Raw genomic sequence first — 21,634 nt, forward strand, 5'->3', positions numbered from 1 at the left:
AGCAGCGCGGCGGACAGGAGGCAAGGCGACCCGCTGGCCGGCGCCCGGCCCATGCCGGCGCCGCGGGATTGCGGGCCGGTGCACGCACCCGCGCCCCGCCCGCGCCCGCCCGCGCCCGCTGCCCGGGGGACCGAAACCCGACACGGACTGTCGGCTTCACGACAGCATCGCCCGGCCCGGCGGTGCAGGGTGGCCGGCACTCGCGCCCGATTCCCCCCCAAGCCGCCGGCCCCATGCCCGTTCTCATCTCCTTTGCCGCCCTGTTCTTCTCGATCTTCCTGGTGCAGCTCGGCTCCGGCTCGCTCGGCCCGCTCGACGCGCTGGCCGGGGCGGCACGCGGCTTCACCACCGGCGAGATCGGCCTGATGGGCTCGGCCCATTTCGCGGGCTTCTTCGTCGGCTGCTGGCTGGCGCCGCGCCTGATCGGGCAGATCGGGCATTCCCGCGCCTTCGCCGCCGCCGCCGCGGTGGGCGCCATGGGCGCGCTGCTGCATCCGGTGTTCGAGGGGCCCTATTACTGGGCGGCGCTGCGCGTGCTCACCGGCGTCGCGATCGCCAGCGCCTACACGGTGGTCGAGAGCTGGATGCAGGCCAAGGTGGAGAACCGCAACCGCGGCCGGGTCTTCGGGGTCTTTCGCGTCGTCGATCTCGCCGGGCAGATCACCGCGCAGGCGCTGATCGCGGTGCTCGATCCGGCGAGCTACGCCGCCTACAACATCGTCGCCGCGTTCTGCTGCCTCTGCCTGCTGCCGCTGACGCTGACCCGCCGGATGCCGCCGCTCACCCCCAACGCGCCGCGGCTCCGGCCGCTCAAGGCCCTGAAGCTCTCGCCGACGGCCTGCCTCGGCATCGTGGTGGCGGGGCTGACGGGCGCCGCCTTCCGCATGGTCGGCCCGATTTATGCCGTCGAGGCGGGGCTCGACCCGACGGGCATCGCGCTCTTCCTCTCGGCGGCGGTGTTCGGCGGGATCGCGGCGCAGTACCCCGTCGGATGGCTCGCCGACAAGGTCGACCGGCGCGCCGTGCTGCTCGGGATCTCCGGCGTCGCGGTGCTCGCCTGCCTCGGGCTGATGGCCTGGATGGACCCCGGCGACCACAACAGCCTCTATCTCGGCGCCTTCGTCTTCGGGGTCACGGCCTATCCGGTCTATTCCGTCTCGGCGGCCTATGCCAACGACCGGGCACCGGCGGACTTCATCGTCGAGCTCAATGCCGCGCTGGTGTTCTTCTTCTCGGTCGGGGCCATCGTCAGTCCGCTGGCCAGCGCCGAGCTGATCACCGCCTACGGGCCGGCGGCGCTCTTCGGTTTCGCCGCCGCGGCGCATCTGGTGCTCTTCGCCTTCACGCTCTATAGGATGAGCCAGCGCTCGCCGGTCCGGCCCACCGCGCCCTACCGCTACATGCCCCGCACCTCGATGGTCCTCGCGCGGCTGTTCAAGCGCGATGGCGGGGAGAACGGCAATGGCAACGGCCGGCCGCATGCGGGGGCCGGAATGGGCGGCGGCGCCGATCAACAGGCCCCCGCGCCGCGGGTGGCGGATGCGGAGGAAACGCCCCGATGAAACTCTATCACTCCGACACCTCGCCCTATGTGCGCAAGGTGATGGTCGCGCTGCACCTGGCCGGCAAGGCCGAGGCGGTGGACCTGGTGCCCGGCAGCGGCACGCCGCTCGATCCCAACGAGGGGACCTGCTCGGCCAACCCGCTCGGCAAGGTGCCCTGCCTGGTCACCGATGACGGGCTGGCGCTGTTCGACAGCCGGGTGATCACCCGCCATCTCGACGCGACATTCGGCATCGGGCTCTATCCGGAGGGCGATGCGCTCTGGCCGGTGCTGGCGCGCGAGGCGCTGGCCGAGGGCATCCTCGATGCGGCGCTGCTGGTGGTCTACGAGGCGCGGCTCAGGCCGGCGGAGCTGCGCTTCAGCCCGTGGGTGCAGGGGCAGATGTCGAAGATCCACCGCGCGCTCGGGGTGCTCGAGGGCGAGGCCGGGCGCTTCGGCGAGGGCTTCGATGCCGGGCTCGTGGCGGTGGCCTGCGCGCTCGGCTATCTCGACCTGCGCTTCGCCGATCTCGGCTGGCGCGAAGGGCGCCCGGCGCTTGCCGGCTGGTACGAAGGCGTGGCGGAGCACCCCGCGCTGGTCGCGACCCGCCCGGCCTGACGGTGCAGGTGGCCCGGCCCTGACGGGGCCGGGCGGGGGCGCCGCGTCGGGCCCTGTGCCGATGGCGCCGTTCCGCCCGCGGCGCAGGGGCCGATGGCGCGCCGGTGGCCACGGGGCTGGGTTGCAACCGGCGCACCGGCGGCCACACGCGCCGCGGGCGGAACGGCTGCCGGAGGCGGAGCGCTGGCGCGGCGCCTCCTCGACCGGCCCGGCGCGGGCGGCCGCAGGCATCGGAGGACGGCAATGCCCTGGACCGAGATCCTCGCCGCATGGGCGGTCTTCGGCGCCAACATCCTCAGCCCCGGCCCCAATGTCTTCAACACCATCGCCATCTCGCTCGGTGCCGGGCGGCGGGCGGCGCTCGCCATCGTCGCGGCCATTGCCATCGGCGTCGCCTGCTGGGCCGCCGCCGCGCTCCTCGGGGCGGCCGTCGCGTTTCGCCGGCTGCCGCTGCTCGAGCCGCTGCTCGGCTGCCTCGGCGGTGCGCTGCTGCTGCGGTTCGCCTGGCGCTATCTGTGCCGCGCCCGCGCCTGGCAGGCCTCGGTCGGCCCGGCGCGCGAGATCAGCCCGCGCGAGGCCTTCCTCACCACCCTCGCGGTGCTGGCCACCAACCCGAAGGCGCTGACCACCTGGCTCGTGCTGATCTCGATCTTTCCGGCCGGCACGGCGTCGCCCGGCGCGATTGCCGTGATGATCGCCGGCTCGGTGGCGGTGGCGAGCCTCGGGCATCTCGCCTATGCGCTGGCCTTCTCCACCCGTGCCGCGGCCCGCGCCTATGCCCGGATCGGGCACTGGATCCTTGCCGGCGTGGCGCTGTTCTTCGCGAGCCTCGGGACGGGGCTGCTCTGGCGCAACCTGCCGCTGCTGGTCGGAGGCGCGGGGCAGGGGTGATCCAGGGGGCTCGCCCGCGGCCGGACGCGTGCTAGATAGCTGCCGGGAGAGGAGATGCCCGATGCGCCATGCCGACACCGCCTGCCGCCCGACCGACCCTGCACCGGGTGCGGCGGAGATCGGCGCCCGTGCCGCCCGGTTCCGCGTCCTGCTGCTGCCGCTCCTGCTCGCGGCGCTGGCCGCCTGCGCGGGGCCACCGCGCGAGGTGGGCACGCCGCGCGCCGCCATGGGCGATGGCGAGGAGGGCTGGATCGCCTTCGCCTCCACGACGCCCTACGACTTCCCGCAGATGATCGACGGCAGCGCGCCGGACGCGGTGATCCAGGGCCGGCTGCTGCTGCCCGAGGGCACCGGCCCGGTGCGCGGGGCGGTGATCCTCAGCCACGGCTCCGGCGGGCTCGGGCTGCGCCAGCGCCGGGTTGCCCGGCGCCTGCAGGATGCCGGCTACGCGGCCTTCGCGATCGACCATTTCGGCCCGCGCGGCGTGCGCTCGACCGCCCGCGATCAGATCCGCATGACCGCCCAGGCGATGCTCGCCGACGTGATGGCGGCACGGTTGCTGCTGGCCAGCCATCCGCGCATCCCGGCCGAGCGGATCGGCATGATCGGCTGGTCCAAGGGCGCGATCACCGCGGTGCTCGGCGCGGTCGACCGGCTGGCCGGCTATGCCGCGCGCGGCGGGCCGGAGCGCCTTGCCTTCGCCGCCGCCTTCTACCCCTTCTGCGGCTTTGACTTCACCGGTGAACGGCTCTCCGGCCCGCTGCTGATGCTGCTCGGCGAAGCCGACGACTGGACCCCTGCCGCACCCTGCCTGGCGCTGGCCGGGAACCTCGCCGCCGCGGGCGAGCCGGTCGAGGCCGTGGTGTTTCCGGAGGCGCCGCACGGGTTCGACGCCTTCATGCCGGTCACCGTGACGGTCGACAGGGCGATCACCGTGCGCGACGGCTCGGATCGCTGCCGCCTGCTCGCCGGCCCGGAGGGGCGCACCGAGACGCTCGACGGCGGGCACCGGCTCGACAGCCTCGAGGGGCGGCAGGCCTATCTCGCGGCGTGCGGCGAGCGGGGCGTGCGGTTCGGCGGAAACCGGGCGGCCCGGCGGGCGGCCTATGCGCATCTCTTCGATTTCCTGGACCGGGCGCTGCCGATGGTGTCGTCGCCGAGGGAAGGCTCAGGAGGCTGACGGAGCGCATCCGGCAGCGCCGGCCGGGCGCCGCGTCTGCCGCTGCGCCTCTGGAGCCCTCATGCACGCGGCGTGCTGCACGGGGTGCGCCGGTTGCAACCGGTCCCGGTGGCCACCGTCGGGTCGGCAGGAAACGCGCCGCGGGCGGCACGGCTGCCAGAGGCGGTCGGCGAGGCGCGGCGCCCCCTCGTGGCCGGTGGCCGGGTGCGCGTCAGCCGGTCTTCGGGCCGCCGGGGGCCGCGGGTCTCCCGGCGAGCCGGCGGAGCCCGTTGAGGCTGAGCCGCTTGCGCCAGGGGCGGGGGGCAACCGCAGCGTCCGGCGCGGGCGCGGGCGTGGGCGCGGGCCCGGAGGCGGGCGCCTGGGACATGCTCTCGGCCAGCGCCACCCTGGCCCGATTCTCTGCCAGGACGCTCCGGTGCAGCGTCAGGTCGGCGGCGAAGTAGCGCGCGACCAAGGCCCGGCTCTCGGCGTCGTAGAAGCTTGCCGGATCGATGCGCGACGGCTCGGCGATCTCCTCCGGCCAGAGCGTGGCGGCCTCCGGCACCAGCCGGTCCGGCACCGGCCGCGCCCGGTTGTGCGCGCCGATCGTCACCGTTTGCCCGAGCCGCCCGGAGAGATCGGCTGCCAGCAGGTCGAGATGCTCCATGGCATAGAGATGGGTGCAGGCGATCTCGGCGAAGCTGTGGATCTGCGGGCGCCAGTGAGGGTCCAGGCTTTCGGCCGGGCTGGCCAGCACATGCGCGAGAAAGTCGCGGAACCGCACGCCGCGGCCAAGGTCGGCGTCTTCCGGCGCGCAGCCCTGCACCGCCGCGACCACCGGCGCGGTGCTCAGCCCCTTGCGCTCGCGCCGGATGACGAACTTCTCCACATAGGCGCTGACCAGCCGGTCATGCGGGTCGCGCAGCACCGCGAAGCGCATCCAGCCGGGCTCCGCGAGAAAGCCTGCCGCCGCCGCCGCGTCGTGGTCCTTGAGCTGGAGCCCGGTCGCCTCGGTGTCGGTGACGGTGTGGACGTCGTGCAGGATCTCGGCCTTGCGCGCCGCCGGCAGGGGCGAGAGCTCCACCGTCAGCCGTTTCAGCGAGGTGCAGGCATTCTTGGCGATGGGCAGGTAGAGCAGGCGGTGCTGCGGCAGCGGCATGGCCTGCAGGCTCGGCCAGCGGCGGTGGAAGGGCAGGGCGCTCTCGGGCCGGGTGTCGGGCATTGCCGGGATCACCGCGGCGCGACGCCGAATAGGCGCCGGATGCCGTTGAGGCTGAGGCGCTTGCGGAGCTGCGCGAGGAGCGCGTCGTTGCGGTCCTGCGCGGCCCAGCGCGCGGCGATCTCGGCACGGGCCTTCGCGGCCTCGACCGCGGCGGTCTCTGCCGCCGCCTCGGCCCGCACTGCAGCTTCGGCCTCCGCCGCCTGGCGGGCCGCGCGCTCGGCCTCGGCGCGCTGCCGGGCCGCTTCGGCGCGGGCCGCGGCCTCGGCTGCCGCCGCGGCCTGGGCCTTCGCCGCCTCCGCGCCCTTCAGGCGGCGGCGCGCGATGCGCCGGTCCGGGTCCTGCGCCAGCGCCCGGCGATAGGCGGCGATGGCATCGTCCCAGCGGCCCTCGAGCTCGGCGATCTGGCCGGACTGCACGGCAAGGTCGTAGCCGAGCCGGAGCTCGCGCTCGCGCGCCTGGCGCCAGACCTCGACCATCACCTCGAGCGCATCCTCGTAGCCCGGGCTCGGCCGGTCCGCCGTTTCCGGATAGGCGCTGAAATCCTCCGTGAACAGGGTCTCGCGCTCGGGGAACCACGCGCGGCGGACCTCCTCGTTGGCGGCCTCGAAATGGCGGTAGAAGGCCTCCGCCTCGGCGCGCGACGGCTTCGGCCCGCTGCCGGGGAAGCCGTTGCCCACCCAGGCGCCGAGATCGCCGCGCATCGGGTTGCCCTTGAGCCCGATATAGGGCGGGTAATGCGCGTTCAGCCGGCGCAGCACCTCGCCGGCGGCGGGCTGCATCGACTCGTTTGCGTTCTTCACCGGGGTGTAGCCCGAGCCGAGGCCCCAGCGGATCCGGAAATCCTCGATGATCGAGCCCTCGGCCAGCTCCGACCGGTCGAAGATCCGCGGATGCACGTGCTCGCGGCCGAAGGCCTCGGCCCAGCGCGCCAGCATGTGGCCATAGAGCCAGCGGCCGGGCTCGTCGGACGGATCGGGCATGATGGTCTCCCGCGTGCCGCCGAACTTCAGCAGCGTCGAGTAGAGGCTGACCGCCACCTGATCCTGCCGCCGCAGATAGACCACCACCTCGATCTCCTCGAAGAGCGGCGCCAGCAGCCGCTTCAGCCGCGCCACCGAAGGCGGGCCGTTGAGCCGGCTGGAGAGGTGCTCGTTGGACATGATGAAGGTCTTGTCGGGATGCGCCGCCACCTCCTCCGCGGCCTCGCGCTCCATCCGGGCGCGGAAGGCGGCGAGGCCGGCCGCGTCCTCGATGCCGAGATCGATGCGCAGGTCGTCGAATTCCCGGTCCTCCTGGCCATAGGCGGCGAGGCGGATCTGGTTGGTGTTGCCGGCGAAGGCGGGATAGTGGAACCCGTTGGCGTTCAGCCGCTCGCGGTTGAGCTGGAAGAAGATCTGGAGGGTCGAGGTTCCGGTCTTCTCGGTCCCGATATGCAGGATGGCCTTGGGCATTGCGCTCCCCGTGCGTCGCGGTGCTGTCGCCCGGCCACGGGGCGCTTGTCAAGCCGGAGGCCGCGCGGCCCCGGCGATGCGGGCTCAGGCGAGGGCGTTGCAGAGCGCGTCCAGCCCCGCGATCAGCCGCGCATCGGTGGCGTCGCAGGCCGGCTCGTCCTGGTGCGCGCACTTGGCGATGACGACCTCCGCCTCGGGGTCGATCCAGAGCCATTGCCCGTGGATGCCGAGGCAGGCCAGCGCGCCGGAGGGCAGGCCGGTCTGGTACCATTTCGAGCGATAGCGTCCCGCGGGGAAGAGCTCGCGCAGGTCGCCCCTCGCCCAGGCCGCGCGGTCGCCCGCGGTGGCCATGTCGTCGAGCCACCAGCCCGGCAGCACCTGCCGCCCGCCGACCACGCCGCGCCGGCGCACCGCCTCGCCGAGCCGCGCGAGATCCCGCGGCCGGGCGCAGATGCCGCCCGCGGTGCGCGGCGCGCCGAACCGGTCCACCGTGATGTAGGCCGGCGCCTCCGCCCCGATCGGTCCCCAGAGCAGCGCCCCCATCAGGTCGGCGAAGCGCTGGCCCGAGGCGCGCTCGATCACCCAGCCGAGAAGATCGGAATTGGGCGAGACATAGTGGAACGCCGCGCCGTGGGGCTCGGTGCCCGGTTTCAGCGTGGTCAGGAAACCGCGCAGATCGGGCGCGGCGGCCGGGTCCGGCGCGGGGTTCCAGTTGGTCGAGATGCGATAGGCCGCATAGTCGCCATCGGCGTTCAGGTAGCTCTCGTCGAAGGCGGTGCTGACGGTCATGTCGAGGAGATGGCGCAGCGTCGCCCCCTCATAGGCCGAGCCGGCCAGCTCCGGGATCAGCGCGGTGAGCGGGGCCGACGGGTCGAGCAGCCCGCGATCGGCGAGCTGCCCCGCGACCAGCCCGGTGATGGATTTCGAGACCGAGAACAGCAGATGCGGCGCCAGCCCGTCATGGCCCGGCCCATGCCATTCCCAGAGCAGCCGCCCCCCCTGCAGCACGACGCAGGCCGAGCTCTGCGTCGCGGCGAGCAGGCCGGCGAAGGGGATCTCGCCGCCCGCGCCGTCCGGCACCGGCACGCGCGAGAGATCGGTCCAGTCCTCCTCCAGCGGGCGCGGGGTGCCGGCCGGGATCTCGGCGCTCGGCACGATCTCCCGGGTATGGGTGAAGCTCCAGGCGCTGAAGGGGGGCTGGCGCCAGTTGGCCAGCGTTGCCCGGGCCTCGGGCGGCGGCGGAAAGCCGGTCATCACCGATGGCCGGCCGGAGGGCGCGGCTGGGGTTGCAATCGGGGTCTCGGTCATGGCGCGCGCTCCCGGTCTCTGGCGGCCGCCTCCTGCGGGGAGGGCCGGGTCCGTGACCCTGCCCCGGAGGCGGCGGCGGTGGCAAGTGGGCGCGTTGCGGGGCCGTGATCGGTGTCGCGGCGGAACCGTTTGGCGCGGCCGCGGCCGCCGCCCTTCACAGCGCGCGCTTTCCATGTATCCTTTTATCCCTGCGTGGGGTCTGCCTGAGTAGATGAATGGTATGGATTATCGGTGGAGCGAGAACGGTTCAGCCGCCGGGCATGGGCACCGCATGCGCATCGAGAACCGCCGGCAATCGGGCGGAGAATGAGGGAAGAAACCGCATGACATTGTTGTCGAAAATCGGCGCGCTCGGGGTGCTCCTGGCCTGGGGTGGCCTGGCCGCTGCGCAATCAGCCGATGCCCCTGCGAAGGAAGAATTTGCCGACAAGGTAAGGGTTCTGGCCGAGACCGAGCTGCTGAGCTGGGTCGAGGACCCGATCATCATCGACGCGATTCGCGAGCAGAACATCCGCAACGAGGGCATGACCAACGAGGAGGTCGACCGGCTCGACAAGGCCTGGCGCGCCGAGCGCAAGACCTCGCACAAGCCGATGATCTGGGACCTGCTCGACCGGCTGCACTCGATCCTTCTGCGCGACCGGCGCGAGGGCTCGGACGGCGTGGTCACCGAGATCATCGTGATGGACCGCTACGGCCTCAACGCCGCGATCAGCGACGAGACCTCGGATTTCTACCAGGGCGACGAGGCCAAGTATCAGGAGACCTACCTGATCGGCTCCGACGCGGTGCATGTCGGCGATTACGAATACGACGACAGCACGCAGAAATGGCAGACCCAGGTCAGCCTGACGGTGAACGACCCGGAGAACGGCGAGCCGATCGGCGCGGTGACCTTCGGCATCGATCTCAGCGTCCTGAAGTAGCGGGCAGCGGTTCGGAGGCCGGCAGGCGGGGCGGTGCGGCCCGCGCCGCGGCGCCGGATCAGCCGTGCAGCGCGATCTCCGGCCAGGCGGGCGGGGCCTCGGCACCGGTGCGGCGATAGCGGCTGGTCATCACGTAGTCCTTGCGCGGGCCGGCCACCTCCCAGCGGCTGAGCCAGGCATCGCGGTGGAAGCGGTAGGAGACGCGGTAGCGGTCGTCGCCGCACTGGTGCTCGGCGCGGGGATCGTCGAGCACGAAGTCGTGGAAGGGCCGCCCGTCCTCGTATTGCACCTCGATCCGGCCGCGCTCGGGAAAGCGCCAGAGCGCGGTCCGGTCGGCATGGTAATCCTCGCCGCGGAAGCGCAGCACGCCGGATTCCACGCAGCGCAGCCCCGCGCCGTCGGGCGAGAAGACCGCGTCGCCCCAGAACTCTCCGATCACCCCCTCCTCGACATTCTCGATGATGCGGAACATCTGCCAGCGGCCGGCGAAATAGGCCGGTCCGACATCGGAAGCGTGATGGAGGTCGATCTCGCTCATCCGGCCCCTCTGCCACGGCGCCGCCCGGATCGCAAGGTTGCGCCGGCAGGGCGGGGCAAGCCCGCCAGCGCGCGAAACCGCCTGTCCCGGCCCTCTGCCGATCGGCAGGCGGCATGGTGCATCGGGCGGTATCCGCCGGCGACGGCGCGCGCATTTCCGGCCCCTGCCGGTGGCGCCGCAGGGGCAATCCGGTTCACGTTCGCGGCAGACCCGCATGGCGCAGGAGAACGCGAACTGCAGCCATGGCGCCGCACGCTCCGGATCCGCCCGGCGGGAGACGGCCTGCCCGGCGGCATCGCGCGCCGCTCATCCCTTCCGTTCCGCCCCCCCCGGCAACGCCGCTTCGGCAGGGCCGCGGCGCACCGGGCCCGGCGGAGCGTCCGCCTTGCGCAGGCGCCGATTGCGAGCCGGCCGGGCGGTCTCGTGGCAAGGCCCGCCGGCCCGGGGAGCGCGCCCCCGCCGCCTCCCCCACCCCTGCACCGTCGCGGCGGCCCGGAGGGCATCGCGGCCCACCCACGGGAGGCGGCGCGGCCGCGCTCCCCGGGCCGGCGCCGGCGCCCGCAGCGGCTGCCGCCCTTGCGCTCGGAGGTCGGCTCGGCTAACGCCCGGGCGATCCCTGCCGAAGGAGGCCGCCCGATGATCCCCCGCTATTCCCGTCCCGAGATGGCCGCCATCTGGTCGCCTGAGTCGAAATACCGGATCTGGTTCGAGATCGAGGCCCATGCCGCGGATGCGATGGCCGAGCTCGGCACCATCCCGAAGGAGGCGGCTGCCGCGGTCTGGCGCGCCAGGGACCTCGAGTTCGACATCGACCGCATCGACGCCATCGAGCGCGAGGTGAAGCATGACGTCATCGCCTTCCTGACCCATCTCGCCGAGCTGGTCGGCCCGGAGGCCCGCTTCGTGCACCAGGGGATGACCTCCTCGGACGTGCTCGACACCTGCCTCAACGTGCAGCTCACCCGCGCCGCCGACATCCTGATCGCCGACACCGACGCGCTGCTCGCGGCGCTGAAGACCCGCGCGATGGAGCACAGGGACACCCCCTGCATCGGCCGCTCCCACGGCATCCATGCCGAGCCGACCACCTTCGGGCTGAAGCTCGCCCAGGCCTATGCCGAGTTCGACCGGGCCCGGGCCCGCCTGGTGGCCGCCCGGGCCGAGATCGCCACCTGCGCGATCTCCGGCGCCGTCGGCACCTTCGCCAATATCGACCCGGCGGTGGAGGAGCATGTCGCGGCCAAGCTCGGCCTCGCGGTGGAGCCGGTCTCGACCCAGGTGATCCCGCGCGATCGCCACGCCGCCTTCTTCGCGGCGCTCGGCGTCGTGGCCTCCTCGGTGGAGCGGCTGGCGACCGAGATCCGGCACCTGCAGCGCACCGAGGTGCTCGAGGCGGAGGAGTATTTCTCCCCCGGCCAGAAGGGCTCCTCGGCGATGCCGCACAAGCGCAACCCGATCCTCACGGAAAACCTCACCGGGCTCGCGCGCATGGTCCGCGCCTATGCCCTGCCGGCGATGGAGAACGTGGCGCTCTGGCACGAGCGCGACATCTCGCACAGCTCGGTGGAGCGGATGATCGGGCCGGACGCCACGGTGACGCTCGATTTCGCGCTGGCCCGGCTCACCGGGGTCATCGAGAAGCTGGTGATCTATCCAGAGCGGATGCAGGCCAATCTCGACCGCACCCGCGGGCTCGTGCATTCGCAGCGGGTGCTGCTGGCGCTGACCCAGGCCGGGCTCTCGCGCGAGAACGCCTATCGCGCGGTGCAGCGCAACGCCATGAAGGTCTGGGAGCAGGGCGCGGATTTCCTCGCCGAGCTGAAGGCCGACGACGAGGTCGCCAGTGCGCTCGACGATGCCGCGCTCGAGGCGCTGTTCGATCTCGGCTACCACCTCAAGCGGGTGGACGTGATCTTTGCCCGGGTGTTCGGCGCGGGCTGACGGGGGTTGCCCGGTTCAGCCGCGCGGGTCGCGGCTGAGCCGCGCGGCGATGGCCCAGGCCAGCGGCAGCCCGCCGAGGAAGCCGACCGCCGCCGCCACCAGGATCGGCTGCAGCGTGTCGAACCCCGAGACCAGGGCGGCGATCATCAGCACGCCGGCCAGGGTCGGGCCGACGAGCGCGTAGATAATGGCGGCGAGGCGGTACATCCTGGGGTCCTCCGGCTGGGGCTGGGCACGCCGCCTAGCTATCGCCCCGGCTGGGGATTTCCTTGACCGAGCGCAAATGCTCCACATCTGATGAGCAGATGCCATGCTCCGGGAGCCGCCCCATGCCGACACGCCGCCATCTGCTCGCCCTGTCGCTCGCCGTCACCGCCGCCACCGCCGCCGTCGGTATCCTGCCGGCCGGTGCCGGCGGTTTCACCGCCCACGACTTCGCCTTTGCCGGGATCGACGGCGGGCTGCTGCCGCTGAAGCGCTTTGCCGGGCAGCCGGTGCTGGTGGTCAACACCGCCTCGCGCTGCGGCTTCACCTACCAGTATGACGGGCTGCAGGCGCTCTACGACCGCTACCGCGACCGCGGGCTGGTGGTGCTCGGCGTGCCGTCCGACGATTTCGGCGGCCAGGAGCTCGATACCGAGGCGGAGGTCAAGGAGTTCTGCGCGGTGAACTTCGCGATCGACTTCCCGATGACCGGAATCACCCCGGTGAAGGGCAGCGGCGCGCATCCCTTCTATTCCTGGGCGCGCCGCGAACTCGGGCCGGAGCAGGCGCCGCGCTGGAATTTCCACAAGTATCTCGTGGGGGCCGACGGGCGGTTGCTGGCGGCCTTCCCGACCGCCACCGAACCCACCGCCGCGGCGGTGACGGAGGCGGTGGAGACGGCGCTTGCCGGCGCCGGAATGGGGGCCGGAGACGGCACCTGAGCACGGCGCCGCCGCCAGCGCCGTTAACCTTCTGCTAACCCGGATTTGTCATTTTGACAAAAATTCTGGGGAGCCGATCACATGGCTATGGATGGTGCGATGGATGGCGCGATGGCGGGCGCTGGCAGCCCGGCCGCGCCCCTTGCAGGGCCCGCCGGCGCGGCGTTGCACCGCGGCGGGCTCGCCTATCTCGAACGGGTCGCGAAGATCGCCGCGCAGGGCTGTGCGGCGCCGATCGGCGTGGCCACGCTGCGCTCCGCCGACGGGGTGCAGGAGACCGGCACGGTCGGCCTCGGCGCGGAGGATGCCGCGCTGGCGGCGGAGCTGGCGGAGGCGGTGGCGGAGGCGCCCGGGCCCTTCCTGCTCTCCGAGCCCCGCGGCGGCGGCTGGTGGCGGCCCTCGCCGCGGATCGCGGTCGCCCTCGGGGTGCCGCTGCGCGAGGCGGACGGGCGCCCGGTCGGCTCGGTCTGCGTGATGGACCGGCAGCTGCGCCCGGATTTCGGCCTCGCCAAGGTCGATCTGCTGGGCGATCTCGGCATGCTGGCGATGCATGACCGGGCGATGGCCCAGCGGGTGGCAATCGATTCGCTCACCGGCGCCACCACGCGCGAGCACTTCTTCGAGCTGCTCGCCGGGGAGGTCAGGAGCGCCTGGCGCAGCGGTGCCCCGCTGGCGCTGCTGCTCGCCGATCTCGATCATTTCAAGCATGTCAACGACCGGCACGGCCATGCCGCCGGCGATGCCGTGCTGCACGGGCTGGTGGCGTGGATGCGCCGGCACCTGCGCCGCGACGACGCGATCGGCCGGCTCGGCGGCGAGGAGTTCGCGGTGCTGCTGCCGGGGCTCTGTCCGCAACAGGCGCTGGGCGCCGCGGACCGGTTGCGCCGGGCGGTGGCGGCCGAGCCGCTGCTCGCCGGCGAGGTCGCGGTGCCGGTGACGGTGAGCATCGGGCTGACCGCGCATCTGCCGCAGGCCGACGGCATCGAGGCGCTGCAGTCGATGCTGGCGCGGGCCGATCTCGCGCTCTACCGGGCCAAGACGGCGGGGCGAAACCGGGTCGAGGTGGAATATGGCGCGCGCCACCGCCCGCTCGGCCTGCGGCCTCATGCCGGCGCCGCGCGCGCGCTCAGCCGAGGCGCCGATGCAGCGCCATCTCGGCCTTGCGGATCGCCGGAAGCTCATCGGCCTTGCGCTCGAGGTTCCTGAGCTGCATCGCCATGCGCCGGTTGCCGGAGAAGCGCTCACGGTGACGGTCGAGGAAGCTCCAGTAGAGCGTGGTGAAGGGGCAGGCGCGCGCGCCGGTGGCGGCCCGGGGGTCGAACCTGCACTGCCCGCAGGCATCCGACATCCGGTCGATATAGGCACCCGAGGCGCAATAGGGCTTGGTGCCGACGAGCCCGCCATCGGCGTGCTGGCTCATGCCGAGGACATTGGGCAGGCTCACCCAGTCCACCGCGTCGAGATACATCTCCATGTGCCAGTCATGGACCCTGAGCGGATGCGCGCCCCACTGCATCGCGAAGAGGCCGAAGACCATCAGCCGCTGGATGTGATGGGCATAGCCCTGATCGAGGAGCTGCCGCCCGGCATCGGCGAGGCAGGCCATCTCGGTCTCCCCGGTCCAGAAGAAGCCGGGCAGCGCCGCCTCGGCGCCGAGCGCGTTGCGGCGCGCATAGCCCGGCATCTCGGCGCGGTAGATCTCGCGCACGAATTCCCGCCAGCCGAGGACCTGGCGCAGGAAGCCCTCCACCGCGTTGAGCGGTGCGGCGCCGGCTCCGTAGGCCTCCAGCGCCGCCTCGCAGACCTCCCGCGGCGAGATCAGCTTGAGGTTGAGGCTGGTCGAGAGCCGCGCGTGCCAGAGCGTTGCATGGCCGGTCGCGATGGCGTCCTGATGGTCGCCGAAGCGGGGCAGGCGCCGCTCGACGAAGTCCCGGAGATGCGCCAGCGCGGCGCGGCGGGTGACCGGCTCGGCGAAGCCCTGCGTGGAGCCGGGCGCGTCCGGAAATATGCGCTCCACCATGGCCATCACCGCGCGGGTGGTCGCGTCGGGCGCGCTCTCCGGGCGGCCGGGGGTCGTGCCGGGGCCGGCCCTGCCGAAGCTCTTGCGGTTCTCCCGGTCGTAGTTCCAGGCGCCGCCCTCGGGCGCGTCGCCCTGCATCAGCCAGCCGGTGTCGCGGCGCCGGGCACGGTAGAAATCCTCGAGGACGAAGCGCCTGCGGCCTGCGCTGAGCTCCGCGAAGCGGCCGGGGGGCGTGAGGAAATGGCCGTCGTCATGGATCACCAGCCCGGGGAAGCGCGATCGCAGGGCCTCCAGCACGCGGGCATCGCCCGGCTCGGTGACATGGATCTCCCCGGCCTCGTGGCGGGCGGCGCCCGCGGCAAGCGACGCCGCCGGGGCCTCGCCGTCGAGCGCGTGGTAGTGGACGGTGAAGCCGCGCGCCCGCAACGCCTCGGCGAAATGGCGCATGGCGGCGAAGAACAGCACGAGACGCTTCTTGTGCTGGCGCAGATAGGTCGCCTCCTCGCGTGCCTCGATCATCACGATGGCGTCGCGTGCCGGGTCGAGAGTGTCGAGCAGGCCGGCCGAGATGTCGAGCTGGTCTCCGAGGACGAGGGCAAGTCGGCGGGGCATGGCGGCTCCTTCTGCGGCTCAGGGGGACAAGCTAGGGCGGTGGAGTGCCCCGGGTAGCAGGCCTGGGCTCGCACCGGGCCGCGCCCTGCCGGGCGCCCCCCGCCTGCCGAGCGGGGCGCCGCGTCTGGCGTTCCGCCAGTGGCGCCCGGCCGCCCGCGGCGTGGGACATGCCGCACGCGCGTGGCGACGGGGTCCGTTGGCTAGGGGCACACCCTGCGGGTCGTGAAGCGCGAGGGGGATCGGCGGCGATGTGGTGTGAGCCGGTCTGCCCGGGGTAGGTGTCGGGCTCCGGGATGGGCAGACCGCGCTCGATGGAACGTCGATCTCAGGCTTGGGCCAGTATCGTTTTCGGCATGCGCTTGCAGGGGGGGCGGAGGCATTGGCGTTTCGTGTCTTTGGTTGTCCGCCGGGATGCGACGGGGCGTGTGGCGGAGCATCTGGCGCCGGAGACGGGGGGGCGGGGACATGCGCTTCCGGTGCACCGGAACGCATCGAGGGGCGCGGCGACGCGGTGAGCGGGCTTCGCGGAGGCGCGCGGCCGGACCTTGGTGAAGCGGTGCGAGCGGCTGGCCGCGCACGGGATCCGCGCGGCCGCAGAGCTTCCGGCGCCATGGCATCGAGCGGAAAACGGGCCGAGCGGGAGCGGCCGGATGCCTTGGGCGCGCGGCGTGCCTGGTTCACCTCGCGGCCCGGTGCCGGCCAGGCCCGATCCCGGGTAGCTCGGCCCGCCGCCCAGGCCGCGCCGCGATGCCGTCCACGCGGCCTGGGCGGCGAGCGACATGGCGCGCAGCCATGGGCGCTGTCCGCGGCTGCGGGCGGGTTCCCGGTGCAGCCATCGCGAGATCGCCACGCCTGTCGCCTGTCGCCGGTCTGCGGCCGGGCGGCTTGGCAGCGGCGATCTGCGCGTCGATGGTGCCGGACGCTCCGGTCGGCGGCGACCGGTTCGCGGCCGGTCTCCGCCATGTCCCGCGAAGAGTGCCGTCTGCGGGCTGAAGGCGCGGCTCCGCAGGGCGGCCGGGCGAAGGGGTGTCGGCCTCCGGCGCGCCACCTGTCGCAGCGCCGGTCCCGCCACGCCGGGCGACACCGCAAACCTCGCCAACGCCGCCGGCCTTGAAGCGGAGCGGTCGGTAAACGCTCCGGGGAATGTTCCGGCCGGCCTGGCGCGTATCCGGCAACGGTGAAGGGATCTCGACGATCGTACGGGGGACGCCGTCGGAGTGCCGGCGGCGCGGAAACTGCCGGTCAGGTGCCGGGCCATGGGCGCCGCCAACAGGCTGGGATGCCGGGCCGGTCGCCGAGGACGAGCGGCGGAACCTTCGGCGCCCTGGAATGGGCCTGGCCGGGGCAATCGGCCCGGGAACCGGGCGATGGGACATGGGCCCCCGTTGGCGGAGGGGGCGTCGCGTCTCGCGTCCCGCTCCCGGCAACCGCTCGTCCGCGGCGGGGGGCGATATCGCGCCCGTGGCCGCGAAGCCGCGGCGGCCGGCGCTGAAAGGCTGGGGCGGGCGCCGCGGGCCCATCGTGGGACTGCCGGGCCGTTCGTGCTGGGGCGGTCGCGAGGGGAGGAGATACCTCGTGGTCCGGCGCGGGGCGGGCGGATCCCGGGGGGCCGCCTGGGTCGGCCCCGGCAGGCACCGGCCCGGGGACCGCCGTCGATGCCAGGGGCATGCCAGGCGGACCAAGACAGGCGGCGGCGGGTCCGGATGCGGTTGGGACATCCGCAAGCGGGGCCGCAGCGCCTTCATCCCCCGTCCGCACCCGTCCACCATGGCCGTATCGGGGATGTCGGCGCCCGGCTGCGCGAAGCTCTCGTTCCGCCGCTAACGCGGGAAGGGTCGTCGAGCTTCGAGGTCAGGATGCAGGCCGGCAGGCCGGAACCCGCCATGCTGCCCGGGATCGGCCGGTTCGATGCCGGCTCCCGCGCCATCGTCTCGCAGCGGCGGCAGGCCGTCTTCATCCGGGCGATCCCGATCACCATGAGCCGGGCGGCGATCAGGTCGAGGGCTCGCTCATGTCCTGGCCAGTGATGCCCGGGGCGCCGCCGCTATCGGGGCAGGTCTCGCCGGGGTCCAGCCCGCGGCGCTCGCGCGGTGTGCCCTCCGTGACACGGGAACGACGCTGCGGCCTTGTCTGCTCCGGGGCGTCGGAAGCGGTGTGGTGCGCGTCCTCGCTCTCGTCGGTCGGGCTGTCGTCGCCCTCGGCAACCGCCACCTGCAGATCCTCGAGCGCCAGCCCGAGCTGCGCGATCTCGCGCTCGACTGTCTCCGAGTGCGCTCCGAAGGCTTGGCTGCACAGCCTGGCGACCCTCACGCGCAGCGTCGCCGACATCCTCTTGTTGTCCGTCCGCGGGGCGACGGCAACGACCTTCGGAACCGTGCGATCATCGGGCAGTTCGGTGGGTGCGCTTGACTTGTTCTGATCCATTTCGAGCGCCGCTCGCCCGCCACGAAAGCACGCGAGATCAGTGAGATGGGGTAGCCTACCCGGGCCGGCGGTGCTTTTCGGTTCGGGCGGCGCCAGTCGCTCTTCAGCGCGGCTCTCGGATCTGTGGCGGGTCAGCGCCTCAACCCACAGCATGGCGAGCTGCGTCGAGGTCAGCCGGGCCGCTCTGTCGTCTAGTGAGGGCCGGGAAACCGGCCCCGCTCGAGCGCCTTGAAGTAGAGGCAAAGACACTGACCATCACAGTGGAGCGGCTTTCGCCTGACATCGCTGCGGTCCCTGAACGCGAACACCACACCGCTGCTCGGCTGCTGGCGCAGCATGTCCTGAGTCAGCCCGGCCAGCCCGGCGATGCCCTTCCTCATATCCGTCGCGCCGCAGGCGAGATACCTCCGTACCCCGGTGCCTGGCCCGATCCTGCCGCGGCCGCGCTGGATGCGTCCGTCCCTCGACACGATCTCGCCATCCCGCCATCGCAAGCGGGCGACCCGCCCGCGCCAGGTGCCTCCGGCGAAGGAAAGGCCGTGTCTCCAGAACGGGGTCATGGCACCTTGCGGCGAGATTCCCACCGCGGTCGGAAGATGTGCTGGGGTGTCGGATCGTGTCTGCGGGCAATCTCCGCGGCCGCGCCATCCATTCCGATCTCGGTCAGGATCGACAGAAACTGGTCGTCCGACTGACGCTGCCAACGATCATCTCGTGTCACATGTCCGCTCTCCGCCCGATACGATGTCGCTTCCGACGGCAATGACGATGGAGCACAAGTCACGCCTTTGCACAGGGCAGACAGCGCCATTCGGGCGGCTACGCCGCGCCGCCGGCTCGGCCTCGGGCACGCAAGGCGGTCGTCCGCCGAGCCGGGCGGCATCCCTCCCGCGACGCCGGGGCCGGGACGGCTGCTCTCGCAGTCCTCGGGGAAGCCTTCCGTCACCTGCGGGGCCCCTGATCGGCCGTAGCCGGGTCGGGCTCGGCAGGGCGTCATCCGGCTCCGCGGCCGCGTCGCAGCGCTTCGGCGCATTCGCCGCGCCGCGCACGTCATCGTGGCGCTTGGTCTGCGGTTCTGTCAGGTGCTGCGGTTCGCGGCGAGCTACCAGTCGTCGAGGCGGCCAGGAAGCCGCCGCTTCCCATCCCTAACCACTCCGGGAGGGATCCGGCGGTGCCCGCGCGCGCGATGCATCGTCAAGGCCCGCTTCGCGGCCCTCTCGGGCGAACGCCGAACACCGGAACCGCTCACCCGATCTCCAGCAGCTCTCCTGGACATGAAAGCCCCGACAGGCCGGGCGTGGCCGAGCCTGCGCGCGATCGGGCCGGCTCGGCGCACCCGCGAGGCCGGTACGGCCCCGCAGGCCGAACCCCGGTCAGCCGAGCAGCCGTTCCAGCGTCTCCAGCCTGTCTGCCTCGCGCGGCGGCTTGTCCCAGCGCAGCCGATGGATCCGCGGGAAGCGCATGGCGAGGCCCGACTTGTGCCGGCCCGAGCGTTGCAGGCCCTCGAACGCGATCTCCAGCACCAGCCCGGCCTCCGGCTCGGCCCGCACCGCGCGCACCGGACCGAAGCGCTCCACGGTGTTGTCGCGGACGAAACGGTCGATCCGGCGCAGCTCCTCGTCGGTGAAGCCGAAATAGGCCTTGCCGACGGGCACCAGCGTGCCCGCTGCCGTCCAGACGCCGAAGGTGTAGTCGGAATAGAAGGACGACCGCCTGCCGTGGCCGCGCTGGGCATACATCAGCACCGCGTCGATGAGGTGCGGGTCCTTCTTCCACTTGAACCATGGCCCCTTCGGCCGGCCCGGCACATAGGGCGCGTCGCGGCGCTTCAGCATCACCCCCTCGATGGCGTCATGCGGCGGCGCGGCGAGGAGGCGGGCGACCTCGTCCCAGGCCGCGAAGGGCACCGCGGCGGAAAGGTCGAAGCGCGCCGGGTCGAGCCCGGTCACCAGCGCCGCGAGCCGCGCGCGCCGAGCGGTGAAGGGCAGGCGGCGCAGATCCTCCTGGCCTTCGGCAAGCAGGTCATAGGCGCGCAGGAACACCGGGTGCCGCGCCATCAGCGCCGCCGAGACGGTCTTGCGGTTGAGCCGCTGCTGCAGCTCGGCGAAGCTGCCGACCCGCTCGGGGCTGCCGGGCGCGGCCTCGGCGCGCATCACGAGGAGCTCGCCGTCGATCGCGCCCTCGAAATCCATCGCTTCGATGAGGTCGGGGAAGGCGCGGGAGATGTCGTCGCCGCTGCGCGAGTAGAGCCGGCGGGTGCCGCGCTCGGCGGTGACCTGGACGCGGATACCGTCCCATTTCCACTCGGCGGCGTAGTCGGCGGGGGCGAGCCGGTCGAGATCGCCCGGCTCGACCGGATTGGCCAGCATCACCGGGCGGAACAGCGCGGCCGCCTGCGGCTCGGGCCGGGGGGCACGTCCCTCGAGCCAGGCGAAGAGCGCGGCATAGGGCGGTGCGAGCCCGTGCCAGATCTCCTCGATCTCGGTCACCTCGACCCCGCCCCAGCCCGCGAGCGCCTGCTTGGCGAGCCGCGCCGAGACGCCGACGCGGAGCCCGCCGGTCACCAGCTTGATCAGCGCGAAGCGGGCGGGTGCGTCGAGCGCGTCGAGATGGGCGGCGATGCAGGCCGGCGCCTCGGCGCGGGAGAGCCGGGAGAGCCGCGCCACCACCGCGCCGAGGCGGATATCGGGGGGCGGGCCGGCGCCGGGCGCGGGCTCCCAGATCAGCGCCACCGTCTCCGCGAGATCGCCGACATAATCGTAGGAGAGCGCAAACAGCTCGGGATCGGTGCGCTCGGCGACCAGCGCGCGCAGCATCGCGGGCTTCACGCCGGGAAGCTCCAGGTCGCGGGTGATCGCGGCCAGGGCATGGCCCCGGTCCGGGTCCGGCGCATCGGAGAAATAGTCCGCCAGCAGCCGCAGCTTGGCATTGCGCGCAGGGGTCAGCGTCAGCCGGTCGAGCAGGGCGGCGAAACGCTGCATCACTCGGCCTCGTCTTCGTAGCCGACGAGGCTGAGCGGCCGCGCCGGGATGCCGGCGAGCCCGCACCAGCGCACCAGCGCCTCCTCGCGGCCATGGGTGACCCAGACCTCCTGCGGCGCGAGCTGGGCGATGGTGTCGGTGAGCCCCGGCCAGTCGGCATGGTCGGAGAGCACCAGCGGCAGCTCCACCCCGCGCTGCCGGGCCCGGGCGCGGACCTGCATCCAGCCGCTGGCGAAGGCGATCAGCGGGTCGGGGAAGCGCTGCGCCCATTTCGCGGCGAAGGCGGAGGGCGGCCCGAGCACCACGGCGCCGGCGAAGGCGCCCTTGGTCCCGCGGTCCACCGTGGCGCTCTCGAGCGGGCCGAGGGCGATGCCGCGGCTCTCGTAATAGGCGCAGAGCCTGGCCAGCGCGCCGTGGATGTAGATCGGGCGGTCGTAGCCGGCCGCGCGCAGCAGCGCGATCAGCCGCTGCGCCTTGCCGAGGGCATAGACGCCGACGAGATGCGCCCGCTCGGGGAACTGCGCGAGCGAGGCCAGCAGCCGGGCAATCTCCGCCGCCGGATCGGGGTGGCGAAAGACCGGCAGGCCGAAGGTCGCCTCGGTGATCAGCACATCCGCCGGCACCGGCTCCCAGGGCGCGCAGGAGGGGTCCGGTCCGCGCTTGTAGTCGCCCGTCACAAGGATGCGCAGCCCGCCGGCCTCCACCCTGATCTGCGCCGAGCCGAGCACATGGCCCGCCGGGTGGAAGCCGACCGTCACCCCGCCGAGCGCAAGGCTCTCTCCATAGCCTGCGGCCTGGGTGCTGCCGGCATGGTCGGCGCCATGGCGCAGGCCCATGATGTCGAGCGTCTCGCGGGTGGCGAGCACCGCGCCATGGCCCGGGCGGGCATGGTCGGCATGGCCATGGGTGACCAGGGCGCGCGGCACCGGGCGCACCGGATCGATGTGGAAATCCCCGACCGGGCAGTAGAGCCCCGCGGGGGTTGGGCGGAGAAGGTCCTGCGGCTGCATCGGGCAAGAGTAGCGCGCGGCGGCGGCGGCGACAGCCCGGAAGGCGCAGGGGCGGGGCACGAAA

The 21,634-nt window shown here is 72.9% G+C and carries 18 protein-coding genes; 8 read left to right on the plus strand and 10 right to left on the minus strand.

Going from position 1 to position 21,634, the window contains the following annotated elements:
* Positions 1-233: 233 nt before the first annotated feature.
* The 4 genes from QSJ97_RS20340 (at position 234) to QSJ97_RS20355 (ending at position 4,232) form a co-directional block, all read left to right on the plus strand.
* Positions 234-1,562, plus strand: coding sequence for an MFS transporter (locus tag QSJ97_RS20340; protein WP_285674029.1), 1,329 nt, complete (start codon positions 234-236; stop codon positions 1,560-1,562).
* Positions 1,559-2,161: a glutathione S-transferase gene (locus QSJ97_RS20345; RefSeq protein WP_285674032.1), complete on the plus strand. Its 603-nt coding sequence runs from the start codon at positions 1,559-1,561 to the stop codon at positions 2,159-2,161. The genes QSJ97_RS20340 and QSJ97_RS20345 overlap by 4 nt, the downstream gene beginning before the upstream one ends.
* A 243-nt stretch (positions 2,162-2,404) precedes the next feature.
* Complete coding sequence (locus tag QSJ97_RS20350; RefSeq protein ID WP_285674033.1) at positions 2,405-3,052, plus strand: LysE family transporter; 648 nt, start codon at positions 2,405-2,407, stop codon at positions 3,050-3,052.
* A gap of 61 nt (positions 3,053-3,113) precedes the next feature.
* A complete protein-coding gene (locus tag QSJ97_RS20355; protein ID WP_285674034.1) occupies positions 3,114-4,232 on the plus strand; it encodes a dienelactone hydrolase family protein in 1,119 nt (372 codons plus the stop codon).
* Between the two features lie 211 nt (positions 4,233-4,443).
* Here QSJ97_RS20355 and QSJ97_RS20360 read toward each other — a convergent pair whose 3' ends face one another.
* The 3 genes from QSJ97_RS20360 to QSJ97_RS20370 all read right to left on the minus strand — a co-directional run bounded on the left by QSJ97_RS20360 (position 4,444) and on the right by QSJ97_RS20370 (position 8,192).
* Entirely contained in the window at positions 4,444-5,433 is a 990-nt protein-coding gene (locus QSJ97_RS20360) for a sulfotransferase family 2 domain-containing protein (protein ID WP_285674035.1), read from the minus strand.
* Between the two features lie 8 nt (positions 5,434-5,441).
* Positions 5,442-6,884, minus strand: a complete 1,443-nt coding sequence (locus QSJ97_RS20365) for a tetratricopeptide repeat protein (RefSeq protein WP_285674037.1) — start codon at positions 6,882-6,884, stop codon at positions 5,442-5,444.
* An 84-nt stretch (positions 6,885-6,968) separates the two neighbouring features.
* On the minus strand, positions 6,969-8,192 hold the full coding sequence (locus QSJ97_RS20370; protein ID WP_285674039.1) for a serine hydrolase domain-containing protein: 1,224 nt from the start codon (positions 8,190-8,192) through the stop codon (positions 6,969-6,971).
* A 323-nt stretch (positions 8,193-8,515) separates the two neighbouring features.
* Between QSJ97_RS20370 and QSJ97_RS20375 the strand changes: the two genes are divergently transcribed.
* Positions 8,516-9,118: a PDC sensor domain-containing protein gene (locus QSJ97_RS20375; protein WP_285674040.1), complete on the plus strand. Its 603-nt coding sequence runs from the start codon at positions 8,516-8,518 to the stop codon at positions 9,116-9,118.
* Between the two features lie 58 nt (positions 9,119-9,176).
* Here QSJ97_RS20375 and QSJ97_RS20380 read toward each other — a convergent pair whose 3' ends face one another.
* Positions 9,177-9,656, minus strand: a complete 480-nt coding sequence (locus QSJ97_RS20380; RefSeq protein WP_285674042.1) for a DUF6314 family protein — start codon at positions 9,654-9,656, stop codon at positions 9,177-9,179.
* 636 nt (positions 9,657-10,292) lie between these two features.
* Here QSJ97_RS20380 and purB point away from each other — a divergent pair.
* Positions 10,293-11,597, plus strand: coding sequence for an adenylosuccinate lyase (gene purB, locus QSJ97_RS20385; protein ID WP_285674046.1), 1,305 nt, complete (start codon positions 10,293-10,295; stop codon positions 11,595-11,597).
* A gap of 15 nt (positions 11,598-11,612) precedes the next feature.
* Here the strand turns inward: purB and QSJ97_RS20390 are convergent, their stop codons facing one another.
* Positions 11,613-11,804: a CTP synthetase gene (locus QSJ97_RS20390; protein ID WP_285674048.1), complete on the minus strand. Its 192-nt coding sequence runs from the start codon at positions 11,802-11,804 to the stop codon at positions 11,613-11,615.
* A gap of 122 nt (positions 11,805-11,926) precedes the next feature.
* On the opposite strand from QSJ97_RS20390, the gene QSJ97_RS20395 reads away from it, so the two are divergent.
* Together QSJ97_RS20395 and QSJ97_RS20400 are read left to right on the plus strand one after the other, a co-directional pair.
* Positions 11,927-12,523 (plus strand): glutathione peroxidase, encoded by a 597-nt coding sequence (locus QSJ97_RS20395; protein ID WP_285674050.1) that lies wholly within the window; start codon positions 11,927-11,929, stop codon positions 12,521-12,523.
* An 81-nt stretch (positions 12,524-12,604) separates the two neighbouring features.
* Positions 12,605-13,729 (plus strand): GGDEF domain-containing protein, encoded by a 1,125-nt coding sequence (locus tag QSJ97_RS20400; protein ID WP_285674051.1) that lies wholly within the window; start codon positions 12,605-12,607, stop codon positions 13,727-13,729.
* On the opposite strand, the gene QSJ97_RS20405 is transcribed toward QSJ97_RS20400, so the two are convergent.
* From QSJ97_RS20405 to QSJ97_RS20420, 5 genes are all read right to left on the minus strand, one after another.
* The gene (locus QSJ97_RS20405; protein WP_285674052.1) at positions 13,650-15,155 is read right to left on the minus strand and encodes a cryptochrome/photolyase family protein; all 1,506 of its coding nucleotides are present in this window, start codon (positions 15,153-15,155) and stop codon (positions 13,650-13,652) included. The two genes, QSJ97_RS20400 and QSJ97_RS20405, sit on opposite strands and share 80 nt — an antisense overlap.
* A gap of 1,992 nt (positions 15,156-17,147) precedes the next feature.
* Entirely contained in the window at positions 17,148-17,579 is a 432-nt protein-coding gene (locus QSJ97_RS20410) for a transposase (RefSeq protein WP_285674053.1), read from the minus strand.
* A 191-nt stretch (positions 17,580-17,770) separates the two neighbouring features.
* Positions 17,771-18,139: an IS66 family insertion sequence element accessory protein TnpB gene (gene tnpB, locus QSJ97_RS25080; RefSeq protein ID WP_352231128.1), complete on the minus strand. Its 369-nt coding sequence runs from the start codon at positions 18,137-18,139 to the stop codon at positions 17,771-17,773.
* A gap of 813 nt (positions 18,140-18,952) precedes the next feature.
* Positions 18,953-20,560, minus strand: coding sequence for a cisplatin damage response ATP-dependent DNA ligase (locus QSJ97_RS20415; RefSeq protein ID WP_285674054.1), 1,608 nt, complete (start codon positions 20,558-20,560; stop codon positions 18,953-18,955).
* A complete protein-coding gene (locus QSJ97_RS20420; RefSeq protein ID WP_285674055.1) occupies positions 20,560-21,570 on the minus strand; it encodes a ligase-associated DNA damage response exonuclease in 1,011 nt (336 codons plus the stop codon). The genes QSJ97_RS20415 and QSJ97_RS20420 overlap by 1 nt, the downstream gene beginning before the upstream one ends.
* Positions 21,571-21,634 lie beyond the last annotated feature (64 nt).

It is taken from the genome of Paralimibaculum aggregatum (genome assembly GCF_030270585.1).
Taxonomy (GTDB): domain Bacteria; phylum Pseudomonadota; class Alphaproteobacteria; order Rhodobacterales; family Rhodobacteraceae; genus Thermohalobaculum; species Thermohalobaculum aggregatum.